The sequence below is a fragment of the Scopulibacillus cellulosilyticus genome (genome assembly GCF_042665295.1).
Lineage (GTDB): Bacteria > Bacillota > Bacilli > Bacillales > Sporolactobacillaceae > Scopulibacillus_A > Scopulibacillus_A cellulosilyticus.
In genome coordinates this window covers 107,183-124,553 of the sequence record NZ_JBHTCO010000011.1, presented here as the reverse complement: position 1 = coordinate 124,553, position 17,371 = coordinate 107,183, and the positions used below count along the sequence as shown (strand labels likewise).

Genomic DNA, 17,371 nt, shown 5'->3' with positions numbered 1-17,371 from the left:
TCATGTTTACCTTAGTTTACCATATAAGAACCCTCTAATTCCAACCTGAATAAGAAAAAGGACAGCCGGTCATTCTTGGCCATCCTTTTTTTTCTTCTTTTCCTTTTCTATTTGTTCTTTAACCTTCGCTGGATCAATAGCTTCTGCTTTTGCAATATTTTCATAGACAATATAATGGATTGTCAACTTCATTTTCCCATTATTAATTTCTTTTTTATCAATATTTTGCGAGACAATTTTAGATTTTAACGGAAGTTGTGATTTTAATTTTTTGTAGGCGGCTTGTTTTCCTTCTTGAAGAGCTTGTGTTTCTGTAAGCTTCCGATCGTTGTCTTCGCTTTCCCGGTAAGTAATACGTTTATAAGCGATAGGCAAGTCCCAAAATAGAAAATGAACCGGTTTCCTGGTTACTTCCCGATCATAATGTTTAAAAGGCTTGTTTTTTAATCCCCATAAAGGACAATTCCAACCAAAAAGCTGAAGTTGACGTTTAGTATAAGTTTCCCCTGTATAAGTTTTGTAGCGGGATTGTAAAGGAACTGTTGTTTTAGACAGGTACCAGGTTTCTCCAATTACTTTGCCTTTAGCAGCGGTCGGCTTTGGGGCGGATTCTTTTCCAATTAATCCCGATATTAAAATTTGTCCCGGCTTAACAAATTGATCCTGTTCAACCATTGGTTGTCCTTTTTCAGCAAAAATTTTATGGACAATGGCTTTCTTAGTTGCAACAAGATGCCTTGGGCCAAATACTTTTTCTTTTTTTGGCAACTCCTTTTGGACCAGGTCAATATGATAAGTTGTCCCATCTCTCGACACACCGAGCCACGTTACCTTTTTCAGGCGGCCTGATAATTCACTTTCAATTTTTTCAGTAGATGGCAGAAAGAATTCAAAGGCGCCAACATGAACATCCATTTTATTGAGTATTGTCTTAATTTCAGATTCCAGCTTCGGATCGGCCCCGTTTATATCGATACGCCAAACAATGTTTGATAAAAAGAACAGGGCTGCAAAGAAAAGGACGAATCCGCTTATAATCCCTAATCTGGACATCAGCTTTTTATAAAGAAACGGCAAACCGACTCTATCAATAAAATGAATCCGGCAATCGGTTGTTTTTAAAACAGGTTTTATTTTTTTTATATCACTAAGGAGGATGTAACAGGTAATTGTCGTCTTATCAATCCTTTTAATATCCCATATTGAAATCTGTTCCCGAACACAGCGATTGATAAATTGTTCAGTAAGCCGGCCGCTGATTGAAACTTTGACATGACCATAGACTGTCTCATTCCAATTTTTTTTCATGCCATCTCCTCCAATTTGTACTATCAAATTTATATCCCGACCATGGAAGTGGGTTCGGCACAGAGCCAAGACAAGTTGCTATTATTAGTTCATCCGGTCTCTGTCTGGCCCTTAGATTTGCCAATAGGCAAGTTCCCGTTAATCTTCTAAGAATTGAACCTTCTGAATAAATCCTTCCAGCAATATTTCTTCAGGCAAAATAGCTTTAAGAACGAAGTCTTTACCGATGATTTGCAGCTGACCTTGTTTCATAGATAACCGAAGCTCCTCATTGGAAAATGATAAAACACCTTTATGATTTTCTATATATATATGTAATTGGCCAATCATTGTAATCCGGGGTAAGTCCATGACCACATCTGCGGGCATGTCGGAATGGTTAACAAACCACTTTTTGAAATTGTCGCGCCACTTCTTCATCTCCGTTCACCCACCTCTTTATTCATTTTTATGAAAGAACCTGTATGACTATCACTGAATCAATCACAAAAAAAGTAAGCATCGCAGCGATGCTTACTTTTCCGTTTGACGGTTGACGTTTGAGTCCGACATCATGATTGATTCGGTTGTCAGATTGTTACTCCGTATTTTTTGATACTTTTGAATTGAAGGGTGTGGCCGAAACGCCCGCGGCTTGTCGAGACACTCTGATAATATAAATGCGTCTGCAAAACTCTGCTTTGAAATAATAGGCGCTTTTGAATGATGGGAACTCTCCCCCCCATGTTCCTTTAAATAAACCGGTCTTACGGAATTAAGTTTATTGTCATTTGCAGGGTGTTTCAACGCCTTTTTCTTTTGCTGCTGTCTATTTCCGGAAGGCTTTGGCTTCGGTTTTTGCTTTGAAGTGATTTGTTTATGATGCTGGTGCTTATATTTATTTGAGTTTGATCGATAGGTTGTTTGAGTCTTTTTTATTGTTTTTTTCTTGTTATCATTTTTATCTTTCATTTTTTGCGTAAAGGCGCTGGCAATGATAAGAACGATGATCGTAATAATTATTGAGGTCACAAGAAGTCATCCCTATCTTTTTCTGTCATCTTTGTTATCGTGGTTAACTTCGCCGACAGCGCTGCGCATTTCTGTATCTGCCTTAATATTATTGTAATTCATATAATCCATAACGCCCATATGGCCTTCTTTTAAAGCTTTTGCCATTGCAAGAGGCACTTCTGCCTCTGATTCTACGACTTTGGCATGCATTTCTTCGACTCTTGCTTTCATTTCTTGTTCCTTGGCAACAGCCATAGCCCGGCGTTCCTCAGCTTTTGCTTGAGCAATATTTTTATCAGCTTCAGCTTGTTCTGTTTGTAAGTGGGCACCGATATTTTTGCCGATGTCCACATCAGCTATATCAATGGAAAGAATCTCAAATGCTGTCCCCGCATCCAAACCTTTTGACAATACCGTTTGCGAGATAAGATCCGGGTTTTCTAAGACTTTCTTATGGCTGTCAGAGGAGCCAAGTGTACTGACAATACCCTCACCAACCCTGGCTATAACCGTCTCCTCTCCTGCACCGCCGACAAGGCGGTCAATATTAGCCCTAACTGTAATTCTTGCTTTAGCTTTCACTTCAATACCATCCATAGCAACCCCTGCGATAAACGGCGTTTCAATAACTTTTGGATTAACACTCATTTGTACGGCTTCCAGTACATTACGGCCGGCTAAATCAATCGCCGCGCATCTTTCAAAGCTTAATTCAATATTTGCGCGGTGTGCAGCGATAAGCGCATTGACAACCCGGTCAACATTCCCTCCTGCAAGATAATGACCTTCAAGCTGATTCGTACTTAGCTGCATGCCTGCCTTTACTGCTTTTATTAAAGGATTTACAACACGGCGCGGAGTAACCCGGCGCAGTCTCATACCCACTAAAGTAAAAATACCGATTCTAACGCCGGCGGCTAATGCTGAAATCCAAAGCATAATCGGAACAAAGGTAAAAAAGATTGCTAACAAAACAATAATGACAACTGCAATAATGAGCACTGATATAGTTCCCATTGTAATAACTCCCTCCCCATTTTAATAAAATAAAATAAATTAAAAAGTCAGTCAGCCCCATTCTATTATACGGTATAAATAGGCTTAAGTTCCAAATTTTTATTAAAACTTCATAAAGAAAACTTGCTTATACTTTCCAATGTATAAAAAAAATACCTTGCAGTAAGCAAGGTATTTTCTATGATAATTTACTTTGGACAATTTTGCTGACTTGACTGCCGTCAGCACGTCCTTTTATTTTCGGCATGATGGCGCTCATGACTTTGCCCATATCGGCTTTTGATGAGGCGCCGACCTCTGATATCGTTTCATCTATAATGTCCTGAAGTTCTTGATCAGATAACTGTTCAGGCATATACAAATCGATCACAGCAATTTCTTTTTTTACACCATCGACTAAATCTTGGCGTCCTGCATTCTCAAACTCTTGGAGGGAGTCTTTCCTCTGTTTGAGTTCTCGGGATAAGACAGTTAACGCTTCATCTTCCGACAGTTCCTTACCGAGCTTGATCGATTCATTTTGCAGCGATGCTTTAATCATACGAATAACAGATAATTTAACTTTATCTTTATCCTTCATCGCTTGCTTCATATCTTCAGTAAGACGATCAATAAAGCTCATCAGAACACCCTTCCTAGAACTTACGTTTCTTACGTGCCGCCTCAGATTTTTTCTTACGGCGAACACTTGGCTTTTCATAATGCTTGCGCTTTTTAACTTCTGCTAATGTACCAGATTTAGACACAGAACGCTTAAAACGGCGAAGAGCGTCTTCAATGGATTCATTCTTGCGTACTTTAGTTTCAACCATCTTGTGTTTCCCTCCCTCCAAATCGCACCGCTAAGGGACATAAATATAATGTCTTTTGTCATTATATACGAATAGCAATAATTGGTCAACTTACTTTACACCGTTTTAAATATTACTTTTATAAGTTTGCGGCAGTTTTTTGACCTTGATCCAAGACTCTGACAAATTGCCCTTCATTATACGGATATCCGGCCTTAGTAATTTTGACGCGGACAAGTTTTCCTTCCATATCCGGCGCAGCAGGAAACTTTACTTTTAAATAATTATCTGTATAACCGACATATAGACCTGTCGAAGCGTCCTTTTTAAATGGTTCTTCCGGAATCACTTCTAATACTTCATTTTCATACTTCGATGCATATTCTTTCGCTAATTGATTTGATAGCGAAATAAGCCGTGTAACGCGCTCGTGTTTGATCTCATCCGGCACTTGATTATCCATACGTGCTGCCGGTGTGCCTGTACGCTGTGAATAAGGGAAGACATGAAGCTCAGCAAATTTAAGATCCCTGATGAATTCATAAGTTTCATTGAATTCTTCTTCTGTTTCCCCTGGAAATCCGACAATAACATCGGATGTTAAAGCAAAGTCAGGCAATGCAACACGAAGCTTTTCAATTTTTTCCGCAAAAAACTCTGTTGAATATTTTCTTCTCATTCTTTTCAGTACAGAATTTGATCCGGATTGCAGAGGAATATGCAAATGACGCGCAATAATATTGGAATTATCGATAACTTCAATGACCTCATCCGTGACTTGGCTCGCTTCAATCGAAGAAATTCTAATTCGATTAATCCCATTAACTTTAGCCTCGAGATCCCGAAGTAATTGAGCAAAATTATAATCTTTCATATCCTCGCCGTAACCAGCTGTATGAATCCCGGTCAGGACAATTTCTTTATAACCTGCATCTACAAGTTTTTGTGCCTGTTCAATAACGGACTCAGGTTTGCGGGATCTTAAAAGACCTCGTGCCCAAGGAATAATACAGAAAGTGCAGAAGTTGTTACAGCCTTCTTGTATTTTAAGAGATGCCCTCGTTCTATCTGTAAAGGACGGTACTTCCAGCTCCTCATAGACACGTGCTTTCATAATGTTGCTAACGCCGTTAATCGGTTCGCGTTCCTTTTTGTATTGCTCAATATATCCAAGCATTTTCTCACGGTCCTGGGTTCCGACAACAATATCTACACCCGGGATAGCCATTACTTCAGCAGGTGAAGTTTGCGCATAGCAGCCCGTGACACAAATCACAGCATTCGGGTTTTGCCGAATGGCTCTGCGAACAACCTGCCGGCTTTTTTTATCACCGGTATTTGTAACCGTGCAAGTATTAATAACATAAACATCAGCCGCCGTCTCAAAATCTTTTCGTTCATAGCCGTTGTTTTGAAACAATTGCCAAATGGCTTCTGTTTCATAATGATTCACTTTACACCCAAGTGTGTGAAAGGCAACAGTAGGCATATTCATTCACCCCATTCCAATAATTCAAAATGATAGGAAGCAGCTGACAGCACATATAGCGGCGCTGTTTCAGTCCTTAAAATACGTCTTCCTAATCCGCAGCAAATAAACCCGGCTTTTGTGAGTTCATTAATTTCTTGTTCAGAAAGTCCTCCTTCTGGACCAATAACAACTAAAAGTTTCTCTTGTGCTCTCATTTTTTTAAAAAGTTCCGGAAGAGCATGCTGCTCACCGGCTTTTGCAGTTTCTTCATAGGCAACGATTTTTTGATGATAGTTTTCACTTATTTTAATAAGCTGAGCTATTGATACAGGCTCACTAATATCTGGTATATTCAAGCGATGTGACTGCTCAGCAGCTTCCTTAGCAATTTTTTTCAGTCTGGCGAGTTTTTTTTCAATTTTATTATCCGCCCATTTGCTGATTGACCGTTCAGCTTTAAAAGGAATAAATGCCTTTGCACCGCATTCTGTCCCTTTTTGTACAATAAGCTCCAATTTATCACCTTTAGGCAAGCCTTGGACGATAGTGACATGTATCGGCAGCTCTGTATTATTTTCAAACTTTTTAAGAATCTCTGCTTTAATTTGATCAGGCGTTATTGACCGGATTTCACACAGGTAGGCACTGCCTTCATTATCGGCGCAGATTAAACGGTCACCCTGGCCCATTCTCATCACTTTTTGAATATGTTTTGCATCATCACCAAAAAGCGTTGCCGTTTGGTCGCTGAGTTGTTCCTTTTCGATAAAATAACGTTGCATACTTGTCTTCTCCGTTACCGTTTTTCAGCAATTATCGCTACCCAGTCTTCTTTCTCCAAAACTTCATTTATAGCAAAACCGCTTGACTCTAACTTGTCTTTTACTTCATCTTTTTTATTTTTAATAATGCCTGAAGTAATAAAATAACCATCTGAACTTAGAACCTTTGCTGCGTCATCAGATAATCGAATCACGATTTCAGCTAAAAGATTTGCAACGATCACACGCGGCGCAGAGTCTGTTAAATTATCAAGAAGGTTATTTTGTTTAACTGTTACTTTATCTTGAACTTTGTTCAATTTAACATTTATTTTGGCTGACTGAACAGCAACATCATCCAAGTCAAACGCTAAAACCGATTCAGCGCCAAGCTTTGCAGCGGCTATACTTAATACACCGGTGCCAGTACCTACATCAATAACTTTATCACCTTGTTTAAGGACCTTTTCCAGAGCTTGAATACATAAAACAGTCGTTGGATGTGTTCCTGTCCCAAAGGCCATACCCGGATCAAGTTCTATTACCGTTTCATTTTGTCTTTCTTGTTTATATTCTTCCCATGTCGGCGTTATTGTAATACGTTCAGTTATTTTAACAGGCTTATAGTACTTTTTCCAGGCGGTCGCCCATTCTTCTTCATTGACTTCACTTATTGTTATTGTGTTTTCGCCCAAATCAATCTGGTGCAGCAAAAGGTTGTTAATAGCTTCCTTGATTTCATCGACAGTCTCGCCAAGAAAACTATTAACTGGTAAATAAGCCTTGACCAGTACACCTTCTACAGGATAATCACCCGGATTAAGATCATAGATTTCGCCATAAACGCTTGACCAGTCTTTTTGAAGGTCCATAGGATCCTCAATGACAACACCGCTTGATCCGGATTCGTGCAAAATATTTGCGATTGGCTCAACAGCCTCTTGGGTTGTATGAATACAAATTTCCGACCATTTCAAGTCCATGCAGCTCCATTTCTTCTAAAGAATGTTCAAATAGCCCGGGAAACATAGCGTCGATACAGTGAAGTCCGACAAGCTATGCCCGGTGATCTCTTTGAACAATATTTTTAATCCGCCTTAAAAGCACGTTTGACTTTTGAAAAGAAGTTTTCATTTTGTTCATCACTAATTGGATTTCCGCTTAGCTCTGATAATTCTTTGAATAATTCTTTTTCCCTGTCAGAAAGGTTTTTTGGTGTGACAACACGTACGGTCACATGCTGGTCGCCTTGACCATAGCCGCGGACATTCTTGATACCTTTTCCTTTTAAGCGGAATTTTGTCCCTGTTTGTGTACCGGCGGGAATTTTCAGTTTAACTTTTCCATATAATGTTGGAATTTCAATTTCATCACCTAATGTGACTTGTGCAAAATTAAGCGGCACTTCGCAGTATACATCGTCTCCCATGCGCTCAAAAAACTTATGAGGTTTAACATTGAAGACAACATACAGATCACCGGCTGGTCCGCCGTTAATCCCTGCTTCACCTTGACCGGATAAACGGATTTGCTGTCCATCATCTACACCCGCAGGTATTTTAACATGAATTTTCTTTTGTTTTTTTACACGGCCGCTTCCGCCGCATGTTGTACACTTATCTTTAACGAATTTCCCTGTCCCTTGACAATATTGACACACTCTTCGATTAACGACACGGCCAAATGGTGTGTTTTGCTCAACATTGAGCTGCCCTGACCCGTGACAGTGAGGGCAGGTCTCAGGTTGAGTGCCCGGTTTCGCTCCGCTGCCTTTGCAAGTGGCACATGTTTCTTCCCGGGGTATTTGAATATCCGTTTCTTTACCAAAAGCGGCTTCTTCGAAAGTTATTGTCATTGTATACTGAAGGTCAGCGCCTTGTCTCGGCGCATTTGGGTCTCGTCTGCGACCGCCGCCTCCGCCGAAAAACATATCAAAGATATCGCCAAATCCGCCAAAATCACCGGCACCGAATCCTTGAGAACCACCGAAACCGGCTTGGTTAGGATCTGTATGTCCAAATTGATCATAATGTGCTTTCTTTTGAGGATTGCTTAATGTTTCATAAGCCTCTTTGACCTCTTTAAATTTCTCGGGGGCGTCCGAATCTTTATTAACATCAGGATGGTATTTCCGCGCGAGCTTTCTGTAGGCTTTCTTTATATCATCCTTAGATGCGTCACGATCCACCCCGAGCACTTCATAATAATCCCGTTTACTCATGAAATCACTCCCGAATGACATCACATAGATTAAATCATATCACCATTTTAATTAAAGAAGCAAGCCAATTATTTTAATTGTAAGCCGCTTAAATTTACCAATATAATAAAATATTTAATTGAATTCTAATAAGTGCTTTATATATTGAAATTTGATAATGGAAAAAGTCAAAGCCAAGACCCATGTCTGGCTTTGACTTTTCCATTAAAGAGTTAATATCAATTATTTTTTATTATCGTCATCGTTAACTTCTTCATAATCAGCATCGACAACGTCATCTTTGCCTTTATCATTTCCTTGGCTACCTTGATTTGCTTGAGCTTGTTGTGCAGCTTGTTCATAAAGTTTAACAGAAAGCTGTTGAACAATTTCTTGAAGCTCGTCTTTCGCTTTGCGGATTTCTTCAAGATCTGATCCTTCAAGGGCTTTTTTCAGCTTATCTTTAGCTTCTTCAGCTTTAGTTTTTTCAGCTGCATCAACTTTATCGCCAAGGTCTTTTAATGTTTTTTCTGTAGTAAACACCATTTGGTCAGCTTCATTTCGAAGATCTACTTCTTCACGGCGCTTTTTATCAGCTTCAGCATTTTCTTCAGCGTCTTTTACCATCTTTTCAATTTCTTCATCACTTAAACCGGAGGATGATTTAATTGTAATGGATTGTTCTTTATTAGTGCCTTTATCTTTCGCTTTAACATTTACGATGCCATTTGCATCAATCTCAAAGCTAACTTCAATTTGCGGAATACCGCGCGGTGCCGGCGGAATATCTGTTAATTGGAATCGGCCTAAAGTCTTGTTGTCAGCCGCCATTTCCCGCTCGCCTTGAAGTACATGAATATCTACAGATGTTTGGTTGTCGGCAGCCGTTGAGAAAATTTGCGATTGGCTTGTCGGGATCGTTGTATTTCTTTCAATAAGTTTAGTAAATACGCCGCCCATTGTTTCAATACCGAGTGACAGCGGTGTAACATCAAGAAGAACAACGTCTTTAACATCGCCGGCTAAAACGCCGCCTTGAATGGCTGCACCAAGAGCAACAACTTCATCAGGATTGACACCTTTATGAGGGTCTTTACCTGTAAGATTTTTAATAGCTTCTTGAACAGCAGGAATTCTGGTTGAACCGCCAACAAGGATAACTTTGTCAATTTCGCTTGAAGACATGCCGGCATCATTAAGCGCTTGGCGTGTCGGACCCATTGTTCTTTCAACAAGGTCTGAAGATAATTCTTCAAATTTCGCCCTTGTCAAATTAACTTCAAGGTGTTTTGGTCCTGTTGCATCAGCTGTGATAAATGGCAGGGAAATTTGAGTTTGTGATACACCGGACAGATCTTTTTTAGCCTTTTCAGCTGCATCTTTTAAACGTTGCAGTGCCATTTTGTCATTAGAAAGATCAATGCCGTTGTCCTTTTTAAACTCTTGAATGAGATAATCGATAATCACTTGGTCAAAATCATCACCGCCCAAACGGTTGTCACCGGCAGTAGCTTTAACTTCGAAAATACCGTCACCCAGTTCAAGGATAGAAACGTCAAATGTACCGCCGCCAAGGTCATAAACAAGGATTGTTTGATCTTCGCCTTTTTCTAACCCATAAGCAAGCGATGCAGCTGTCGGTTCGTTAATAATCCTTAACACGTCAAGACCGGCAATTTTACCTGCATCTTTTGTTGCTTGTCTTTGGGCGTCATTAAAGTAAGCTGGTACAGTAATGACGGCCTTGTCAACTGTTTCACCAAGATAGCTTTCGGCGTCGGATTTTAATTTTTGCAAAATAATTGCTGATATTTCTTGCGGTGTGTAATTTTTGCCTTCAATATCAACTTTATAATCTGTGCCCATGTGTCTTTTTATAGAAATGATTGTATTCGGGTTAGTGATCGCTTGCCTTTTGGCAACTTCACCCACTTGACGCTCGCCATTTTTAAAAGCGACAACTGATGGTGTAGTTCTATTTCCTTCCGCATTAGGAATGACAGTTGCTTCTCCGCCTTCCATAACTGCTACGCATGAGTTCGTTGTTCCTAAGTCAATACCTATAATCTTGCTCATTAAGAAACCCTCCTAATATGATCTATGTAACCATGCGTTCAAAAGGGGAATGAAGTTTCCCCTAAACTTTTTGAACGTCTTCCGAAAAAATTTAAGAGTTGACTTTAACCATTGCTGGACGAACAACCCGATCGTTTAAAGAATAGCCCGCTTGCAGAACTTCAACAACTGTGTTCGGCTCGTATTCGTCATTTTCAACTTGCATAACGGCTTGATGCAAATGAGGATCGAACGGTTTGCCTACAGCTTCAATTTCTTTGACGCCTTCTTTTTCCATGGCGTCTGTTAATTGGCGGTAAACCATATCCATGCCTTGCTTCAGAGACTTGGCTTCCTCAGATTCTATTTGAACATCAAGAGCTCTTTTAAAGTTGTCTAAGACAGGAAGAATTTCCTCAACTAAACTTTGCGCGCGGAACTTTCTTTCTTTGATTTTCTCTTCATTGGTCCGCCGTTTATAGTTTTCATAATCGGCTTGAACCCTTAACAGACGGTTTTTTAATTCATCTTGCTCTTCCTGAAGCTTTTTTATTTCTTCTTCCTTATTTCTAAGTGTTTCTTCGTTAACTTCTGACTGTCCGGTTTGTTCTTCTGCCGGAGCCGAATCTTCTGCTTCTTTGTTATCTTCTGCTTCATTTTCAATTTGTTCTTCTTGTTCTTCCATTTCTTTTGCTTGGAATTCCGTCATTTAAGATCACCTCCTGATATATTCTACCCATTAGAAAGGGTGGAAGATAACCTCTTCCACTGCCAGAGTATTAAGGTTGAGTTTTAATAAAGCTTCGTCAACACTTTGGACAGACTGTTCGAAACAACATCCATCAAGGTAATCACCCTTGGATAAGCCATTCTTGTCGGACCAATAACAGCAACAGTTCCCATATGCTCGTCACCAATTGAATAATTAGTTGTAATAACGCTGCAATCTTTTATTGCGATTAAGTCATTTTCATGACCTATTTTAATCTGTATACCGCTGGTCGGCGAACGGAGCAGCTCATAAATCGTTTCCTTCTCTTCTAACGCATTCAGAAGAGGTAAAAACTTATTTACATCTTGAAATTCAGGTTGGGCTAAAATATTATTTTTACCCCCGTAATAAATTTGATCTAATGGATGATCACTTAAAGCCTCATCTAATATTGATAGCATTTGCTCATAATTTTGGATATGATTTTTCAGGACATTTTTAATTTCATGCTCAATTTTTAATTTTAATTGAAAAATCGGCACGTTTTTTAATTTCTCATTCAAAATATTAATCAGCTTTTCAATATCTTGAGCAGCTACGCCTTCCGGTAATGAAAACGTCCGGTTTTCCACATGACCGGTATCTGTAACAATGATCATAATGGCTTTTTCATCATTTAATTGAATGATTTGCATGTGCTTTAACCGTGTATCATTCAGTTCCGGACCCATGACAATGGCCGTGTAGCTTGTGAAATCAGACATTATCTTCGCTGTAGCTTGAATGACTTTTTCCAGCTCATAATATTTTTCTGTAAAAGCTGTTTTTATATTTTCCATTTCATGAGCCGTCAGTAATACTGGTGACACTAGATGATCAACATAAAAGCGATAACCTTTTTCAGAAGGAATTCGCCCGGAAGATGTATGAGTTTTTTCTAAGTAACCCATATCTTCAAGATCCGCCAGATCATTCCTAATGGTAGCTGGACTGTAATGGACATCCTCACGTTTGGCTATCGCACGCGAGCCAACGGGTTCGGCAAAACGAATGTAATCATCAACGAGAACTCGAAGTAAAAACAGCTGACGTTCTGTTAACATCCCCATCACCTCTGTTAGCACTCTTATATAACGAGTGCTAATTCTAATCTAAAATTTATCAATGATTAGGTCATTTGTCAACGGATCTGCTATGCTAAGAATGCTTCAAAAACATCATTTCCCAGAAAGACGCCTTGGCGTGTCAAAGCAATTTTATCCTCATCTTCATATAACAAACCTTGCTCTACTAATCGCTTAATTTCTTCACTGTAAAGATCTTCTATTTGACATTGGAATTTTTCATAAAATCTTTTCTTTTGAACCCCTGATAATTTTCTAAGTCCGAGGAACAATTCTTCTTCAATTTTCTCTTTCCTAGTGACCGGATGCGCGGCAGTTTGCGCACGGCCTGTGTCTTCTACAAGCTTTATATAGTTTTTAATAGGTCCGGCATTCACCACCCGGTTATCTTTTACATAACCGTGAGACCCGGCACCGAAACCGAAGTATTGCTCATTATTCCAATATAATAAGTTATGCCGGCTCTCAAACCCATTTTTTGCGAAATTGCTGATTTCATAGTGAGTATACCCGTTTTTTTCTAATTCGGAAATAACCAATTCAAACATTTCCGCTTCTATATCTTGCCCAGGAAGATGCAATTTACCCTTTTTCATCCGATTATAAAAAATCGTCTTAGGCTCAACTTGTAATGAATAAATAGAAATGTGTTCAGGCTGAAGTGTCATTGCTATATCAATTGATTCTTTTAACATTTTTTCAGTTTGGTTCGGCAAGCCAAACATTAAGTCAATGGATATATTATTAAAACCAGCTTGCCTCGCCTTTTGAAAAATATCAAATACATCTGTACGGCTATGAGGCCGGCCAATTTCTTTCAGTAAATCGTTTTGAAATGCCTGGACGCCCAGACTGAGACGGGTAACACCGTAAGATCTCATCAATTTCAACTTTGTTTCATTGAGATTTTCCGGGTTAGCTTCTATTGTATATTCTTTCAGCTCCGAAGCAACTAAATGCCGCTCAATTATCTGTAAAAGCTTATGAAATTGCTTATTGTCTAAGGCTGTCGGGGTCCCGCCGCCAATAAAGATCGTTTCTATACGGGAATCATTCTCAGATAAGCCTTCTATTATTTCTTTTTCCAAGGCATTTAAATAGTCATCAACAGGTTGTTTCTCAATGAAGACTTTATTAAAATCACAATAATAACAAATATGTTCACAAAACGGTATGTGCACATAGGCACCTTTAATCATATGAATCACAGCCTTTATTTATCTTGATCCATTCTTAATACAGCCATAAAGGCTTCTTGCGGCACTTCTACTTTACCGACAGTTTTCATTCGTTTTTTACCTTCTTTTTGTTTTTCAAGAAGCTTGCGTTTACGGCTGATATCCCCGCCGTAGCACTTAGCAAGGACATTCTTTCTTAATGCCTTAATTGTTGACCGTGCAATAACCTTTTGTCCCAAGGCAGCTTGAACCGGGACTTCAAATTGTTGTCTCGGAATAAGTTCTTTTAATTTTTCAACAATCGCTTTACCCCGTTCATATGCAAAATCACGATGCACAATAACAGACAAAGCATCGACTTGTTCGCCGTTAAGGAGAATATCCATCTTTACAAGATTGGATGGTTTATATCCCAGGAATTCATAGTCGAGTGAAGCGTATCCTTTTGTTTGTGATTTTAATTGATCGAAGAAATCATATACAATTTCGGATAACGGTAAATGATAAATGACATTTACTCGGTTTTCATTAAGGTAAACCATATCAATAAAATCGCCGCGTTTCTTTTGGCAAAGCTCCATCACTTGTCCGACATAATCGTTTGGCGTCATAATTGTGGCTTTGACAAACGGCTCTTCGATTGTACTAATATCTTTTTTATCCGGCATTTTTGACGGGTTATCGACTTTCTCCATTTCACCGCCGACACTGGTAACATGATATATAACACTTGGAGCCGTCGTAATCAGGTCAATATTGAATTCGCGCTCTATCCGTTCTTGAATGATCTCCATATGAAGCAGACCCAAAAAGCCGCACCTGAAACCAAAACCGAGGGCATCTGATGTTTCAGGTTCATACTGAAGTGAAGAGTCATTTAATTCCAGACGTTCTAATGCTTCACGCAAATCATTATACTGGCTTGAATCAATTGGATAAAGCCCGCAGTAAACCATTGGATTCATGCGCCGGTAACCGGGTAACGGCTCGTCGGCCGGCCGATTTGCACTGGTGATCGTATCACCTACGCGCGTATCGCCGACATTTTTTATCGAAGCAGTTAAAAAGCCGACATCTCCAACCGTTAACTCATCCTTTGCGACAGCTTTTGGTGTAAATACACCTAATTCAACAACTTCAAAAGTTTTGTCAGTGGCCATCATTTTTATTTTATCGCCCACTTTTACAGAACCTTCGACTATCCGGATATACGTAACAACGCCTCTGTATGCATCATATACCGAATCGAAAATCAGCGCTTTAAGCGGACCATCAGGATCTCCCGCAGGTGCCGGCACTTTTTCTACAATCTGTTCCAATATGTCTTTAATCCCTATTCCAGCCTTTGCCGATGCTAATACAGCGTCGGATGCATCAAGTCCAATCACATCCTCAACTTCTTTTCTGACACGTTCAGGTTCAGCGCTTGGCAAATCTATTTTATTAATAACCGGAATGATTTCTAAATCGTTTTCTATCGCTAAATAAACATTGGCTAATGTCTGTGCTTCAATTCCCTGCGCGGCATCAACAATAAGCAGAGCGCCTTCACATGCCGCTAAGCTTCGGGAAACCTCATAAGTAAAATCGACGTGTCCCGGCGTATCTATGAGGTGAAAAATATACTCATTGCCATCATTAGCTTTATATGTTAATTGAACAGCATTTAATTTAATCGTGATGCCCCGCTCGCGCTCTAAATCCATCGCATCAAGCATCTGTTCCTTCATTTCCCTTTTAGTCAGCGCACTTGTCTCTTCCAAAATACGATCCGCAAGCGTTGACTTCCCATGATCTATATGAGCAATAATTGAAAAATTCCTAATCCGTGACTGACGGCTCTCAACATTCTCAGACATATTAACTCACTCCTACCAATATACAAAAAAACACACTAGATAGATTATACCAAAAGCCCCTACCTGAATAAACATCTTTGAAGCTTTTGCGACGAGAAGTTGGTGATACTTCCTTGAATACGCTTCGGCGCAGGAGCACCGAGCGACTCTTCTCGAACCTGCTGCGAGCTGCGACGAGAAGTTGGCGGCACCTCTTTGAATATGCTTCGGCGCAGGAGCACCCTTCTTCATGAATAATCATCAACTTTAAAACCCACATCTAACATCAAATAAAAAAAGAGACCCAAAGGCCTCTACAGAACAGCATGAACCACCTGATTCACCATATTTGCAGTCATTGACATCCCTTTTCGAAATACATCTGACATACTGTTTGACATCGTATTACCTAAACTCGAGTACGGGTTAAAAGACTTAATATCCTTTAAATGTTCAGCACGTTCTTCTATCGAAGGTGAATTTTTGGACGTTTTAACTTGATCCATTGTTTTTGGAAAATCAATATTTAAACTAAAAGGCTTTTCATTATCATTCGGCACATTTAACCCTTTAAGGTCTGTCATTCCGTGTTTTGCTGTTACCATCCCATAAAGAACACATAAGAATAACAGTGACATTAATATAACGGTTTTTATAAAAAACTTTTTCATTTTTATCACACCTCGTATAGGGCTGTTAAAAAGCTTGTCCAAATCGTTTCTCTACATTAATTACTTATGCTGAATATCACATGAATAGAACTGCAGTTTATCATTAATGAGTGTAATGTCCTAAATTATCCTGATCAATTTGACCATGCAATGCTGTATTAAGTCCTCCCGCTAAAACATTTGCCATATCTTCAATAAAAGTATCAACCTCTTTAGGGGTTACCATTAAATTATGACCGGCCGGCCCGAGAACCTCTCTAATAAGTTGACGCTTATCATCTTCAGATAACGTGCCCATTAAACCTAAAAATGATGACCTTTTTTCCGGGTCAGGCAAATCTTCCTCGGTGTATCTCTTTTTTTCGCCAAATGATAACCATGCGGGCGTCAGCGCCTTTGAAGGTTTATTTCTTTCCCGAATTTCCCGGCCGAAATGCTTTAATACCATATCTAAAGTATCGCTTGTGATCGTTACGGCATCTACAACCGTTGGAACGCCTATAGCTATAACAGGAATACCTAAAGTTCCTTCGCTGATTTCTTTCCGATTATTGCCGACCCCTGATCCCGGGTGTATACCTGTATCCGCGACTTGAATAGTTGTATTTACCCTTTCAAGCGCACGTGCGGCGAGAGCATCAATCACAATAACAAAATCCGGTTTTGTTTTCTCAATAATTCCAAAAATAATGTCACTTGTTTCGATGCCGGTTAATCCCATAACTCCCGGAGAAATGGCACTGACCGAACGGAAACCGTCCTGAACTTGCTCAGGCTGTAAAGCAAATAAATGTTTTGTGATTAAAAGATTTTGGATTGTATTCGGACCTAAGGCATCCGGGGTAACATTCCAATTTCCCAGGCCAACGACCAGACAGCTTGCATCCTTAGATATATTGTGTTCTTTTAAAAAGTTTGCAAAAGTCTTGGCAAAAACGCGTTCAACGGTCTCTTGAAGCGCTGTATCTTGCTTGCGGATTCCCTGAACCTCAAAAGTTAAATATTTACCTGCCTTTTTTCCTAACTTTTCAGCAGCTTCTTCATTAATGACCATTTTTGTTAATTTAATGCCATCAATATTTTGTTCTTCCATTTTTACGCCCGCGATTGGCTTTCTTTTTTGCTGTTCCTGCTCTTTTATAACCATTTCATGGGCTTCAAGCGCAAGGTCTGTTCTTACTTTAAAAGCATTTATATCTAAGTTTTCAGTCATCTGAAAAACGCCCCTTTCCAATCCATCATTATTATTCAT

General features: G+C 39.5%; 17 protein-coding genes. All 17 read right to left on the bottom strand.

The genetic code is table 11. The features are described 5' to 3' along the window. Positions 1-69: 69 nt before the first annotated feature. Positions 70-1,308 carry a sporulation protein YqfD gene (gene yqfD / locus ACFQRG_RS10045; protein WP_380965766.1) on the bottom strand — a complete coding sequence of 413 codons (1,239 nt, stop codon included), beginning with the start codon at positions 1,306-1,308 and terminating at the stop codon, positions 70-72. A gap of 138 nt (positions 1,309-1,446) precedes the next feature. Beyond that, complete coding sequence (gene yqfC / locus ACFQRG_RS10040) at positions 1,447-1,728, bottom strand: sporulation protein YqfC (protein ID WP_380965765.1); 282 nt, start codon at positions 1,726-1,728, stop codon at positions 1,447-1,449. Between the two features lie 93 nt (positions 1,729-1,821). Further along, on the bottom strand, positions 1,822-2,319 hold the full coding sequence (locus ACFQRG_RS10035; protein ID WP_380965764.1) for a hypothetical protein: 498 nt from the start codon (positions 2,317-2,319) through the stop codon (positions 1,822-1,824). A gap of 12 nt (positions 2,320-2,331) precedes the next feature. Continuing rightward, positions 2,332-3,318: a flotillin-like protein FloA gene (gene floA, locus ACFQRG_RS10030; RefSeq protein ID WP_380965762.1), complete on the bottom strand. Its 987-nt coding sequence runs from the start codon at positions 3,316-3,318 to the stop codon at positions 2,332-2,334. 178 nt (positions 3,319-3,496) lie between these two features. Next, complete coding sequence (locus ACFQRG_RS10025) at positions 3,497-3,940, bottom strand: GatB/YqeY domain-containing protein (RefSeq protein ID WP_380965761.1); 444 nt, start codon at positions 3,938-3,940, stop codon at positions 3,497-3,499. Between the two features lie 13 nt (positions 3,941-3,953). Further along, positions 3,954-4,130: a 30S ribosomal protein S21 gene (gene rpsU / locus ACFQRG_RS10020; protein WP_132742901.1), complete on the bottom strand. Its 177-nt coding sequence runs from the start codon at positions 4,128-4,130 to the stop codon at positions 3,954-3,956. Between the two features lie 118 nt (positions 4,131-4,248). Further along, a complete protein-coding gene (gene mtaB, locus ACFQRG_RS10015; protein ID WP_380965760.1) occupies positions 4,249-5,598 on the bottom strand; it encodes a tRNA (N(6)-L-threonylcarbamoyladenosine(37)-C(2))-methylthiotransferase MtaB in 1,350 nt (449 codons plus the stop codon). Between the two features lie 2 nt (positions 5,599-5,600). Further along, positions 5,601-6,362 carry a 16S rRNA (uracil(1498)-N(3))-methyltransferase gene (locus ACFQRG_RS10010; RefSeq protein ID WP_380965759.1) on the bottom strand — a complete coding sequence of 254 codons (762 nt, stop codon included), beginning with the start codon at positions 6,360-6,362 and terminating at the stop codon, positions 5,601-5,603. Positions 6,363-6,376: 14 nt separating this feature from the next. Then, on the bottom strand, positions 6,377-7,318 hold the full coding sequence (gene prmA, locus ACFQRG_RS10005) for a 50S ribosomal protein L11 methyltransferase (RefSeq protein WP_380965758.1): 942 nt from the start codon (positions 7,316-7,318) through the stop codon (positions 6,377-6,379). 110 nt (positions 7,319-7,428) lie between these two features. Continuing rightward, entirely contained in the window at positions 7,429-8,562 is a 1,134-nt protein-coding gene (gene dnaJ / locus ACFQRG_RS10000; protein WP_380965757.1) for a molecular chaperone DnaJ, read from the bottom strand. A 222-nt stretch (positions 8,563-8,784) separates the two neighbouring features. Then, entirely contained in the window at positions 8,785-10,617 is a 1,833-nt protein-coding gene (gene dnaK, locus ACFQRG_RS09995; RefSeq protein ID WP_380965756.1) for a molecular chaperone DnaK, read from the bottom strand. Positions 10,618-10,708: 91 nt separating this feature from the next. Then, positions 10,709-11,305 (bottom strand): nucleotide exchange factor GrpE, encoded by a 597-nt coding sequence (gene grpE, locus ACFQRG_RS09990; protein WP_380965755.1) that lies wholly within the window; start codon positions 11,303-11,305, stop codon positions 10,709-10,711. Positions 11,306-11,388: 83 nt separating this feature from the next. Further along, positions 11,389-12,411, bottom strand: coding sequence for a heat-inducible transcriptional repressor HrcA (gene hrcA, locus ACFQRG_RS09985; RefSeq protein ID WP_380965754.1), 1,023 nt, complete (start codon positions 12,409-12,411; stop codon positions 11,389-11,391). Between the two features lie 89 nt (positions 12,412-12,500). Next, entirely contained in the window at positions 12,501-13,628 is a 1,128-nt protein-coding gene (hemW, locus tag ACFQRG_RS09980) for a radical SAM family heme chaperone HemW (protein WP_380965831.1), read from the bottom strand. A 17-nt stretch (positions 13,629-13,645) separates the two neighbouring features. Further along, positions 13,646-15,469 (bottom strand): translation elongation factor 4, encoded by a 1,824-nt coding sequence (lepA, locus tag ACFQRG_RS09975; protein WP_380965753.1) that lies wholly within the window; start codon positions 15,467-15,469, stop codon positions 13,646-13,648. Between the two features lie 293 nt (positions 15,470-15,762). Continuing rightward, complete coding sequence (locus tag ACFQRG_RS09970; protein WP_380965751.1) at positions 15,763-16,119, bottom strand: DUF3679 domain-containing protein; 357 nt, start codon at positions 16,117-16,119, stop codon at positions 15,763-15,765. Between the two features lie 103 nt (positions 16,120-16,222). Next, positions 16,223-17,332, bottom strand: coding sequence for a GPR endopeptidase (gene gpr, locus ACFQRG_RS09965; protein WP_380965750.1), 1,110 nt, complete (start codon positions 17,330-17,332; stop codon positions 16,223-16,225). Between the last annotated feature and the right edge of the window lie 39 nt (positions 17,333-17,371).

Coding starts and splice junctions, on each gene's coding strand:
- dnaK (WP_380965756.1), bottom strand. CDS start 10,617: ATGAGCAAGATTATAGGTATTGACTTAGGAACAACGAACTCATGCGTA.
- ACFQRG_RS10010 (WP_380965759.1), bottom strand. CDS start 6,362: ATGCAACGTTATTTTATCGAAAAGGAACAACTCAGCGACCAAACGGCA.
- lepA (WP_380965753.1), bottom strand. CDS start 15,469: ATGTCTGAGAATGTTGAGAGCCGTCAGTCACGGATTAGGAATTTTTCA.
- floA (WP_380965762.1), bottom strand. CDS start 3,318: ATGGGAACTATATCAGTGCTCATTATTGCAGTTGTCATTATTGTTTTG.
- gpr (WP_380965750.1), bottom strand. CDS start 17,332: ATGACTGAAAACTTAGATATAAATGCTTTTAAAGTAAGAACAGACCTT.
- mtaB (WP_380965760.1), bottom strand. CDS start 5,598: ATGCCTACTGTTGCCTTTCACACACTTGGGTGTAAAGTGAATCATTAT.
- hrcA (WP_380965754.1), bottom strand. CDS start 12,411: ATGTTAACAGAACGTCAGCTGTTTTTACTTCGAGTTCTCGTTGATGAT.
- dnaJ (WP_380965757.1), bottom strand. CDS start 8,562: ATGAGTAAACGGGATTATTATGAAGTGCTCGGGGTGGATCGTGACGCA.
- yqfD (WP_380965766.1), bottom strand. CDS start 1,308: ATGAAAAAAAATTGGAATGAGACAGTCTATGGTCATGTCAAAGTTTCA.
- ACFQRG_RS09970 (WP_380965751.1), bottom strand. CDS start 16,119: ATGAAAAAGTTTTTTATAAAAACCGTTATATTAATGTCACTGTTATTC.
- grpE (WP_380965755.1), bottom strand. CDS start 11,305: ATGACGGAATTCCAAGCAAAAGAAATGGAAGAACAAGAAGAACAAATT.
- rpsU (WP_132742901.1), bottom strand. CDS start 4,130: ATGGTTGAAACTAAAGTACGCAAGAATGAATCCATTGAAGACGCTCTT.
- ACFQRG_RS10025 (WP_380965761.1), bottom strand. CDS start 3,940: ATGAGCTTTATTGATCGTCTTACTGAAGATATGAAGCAAGCGATGAAG.
- yqfC (WP_380965765.1), bottom strand. CDS start 1,728: ATGAAGAAGTGGCGCGACAATTTCAAAAAGTGGTTTGTTAACCATTCC.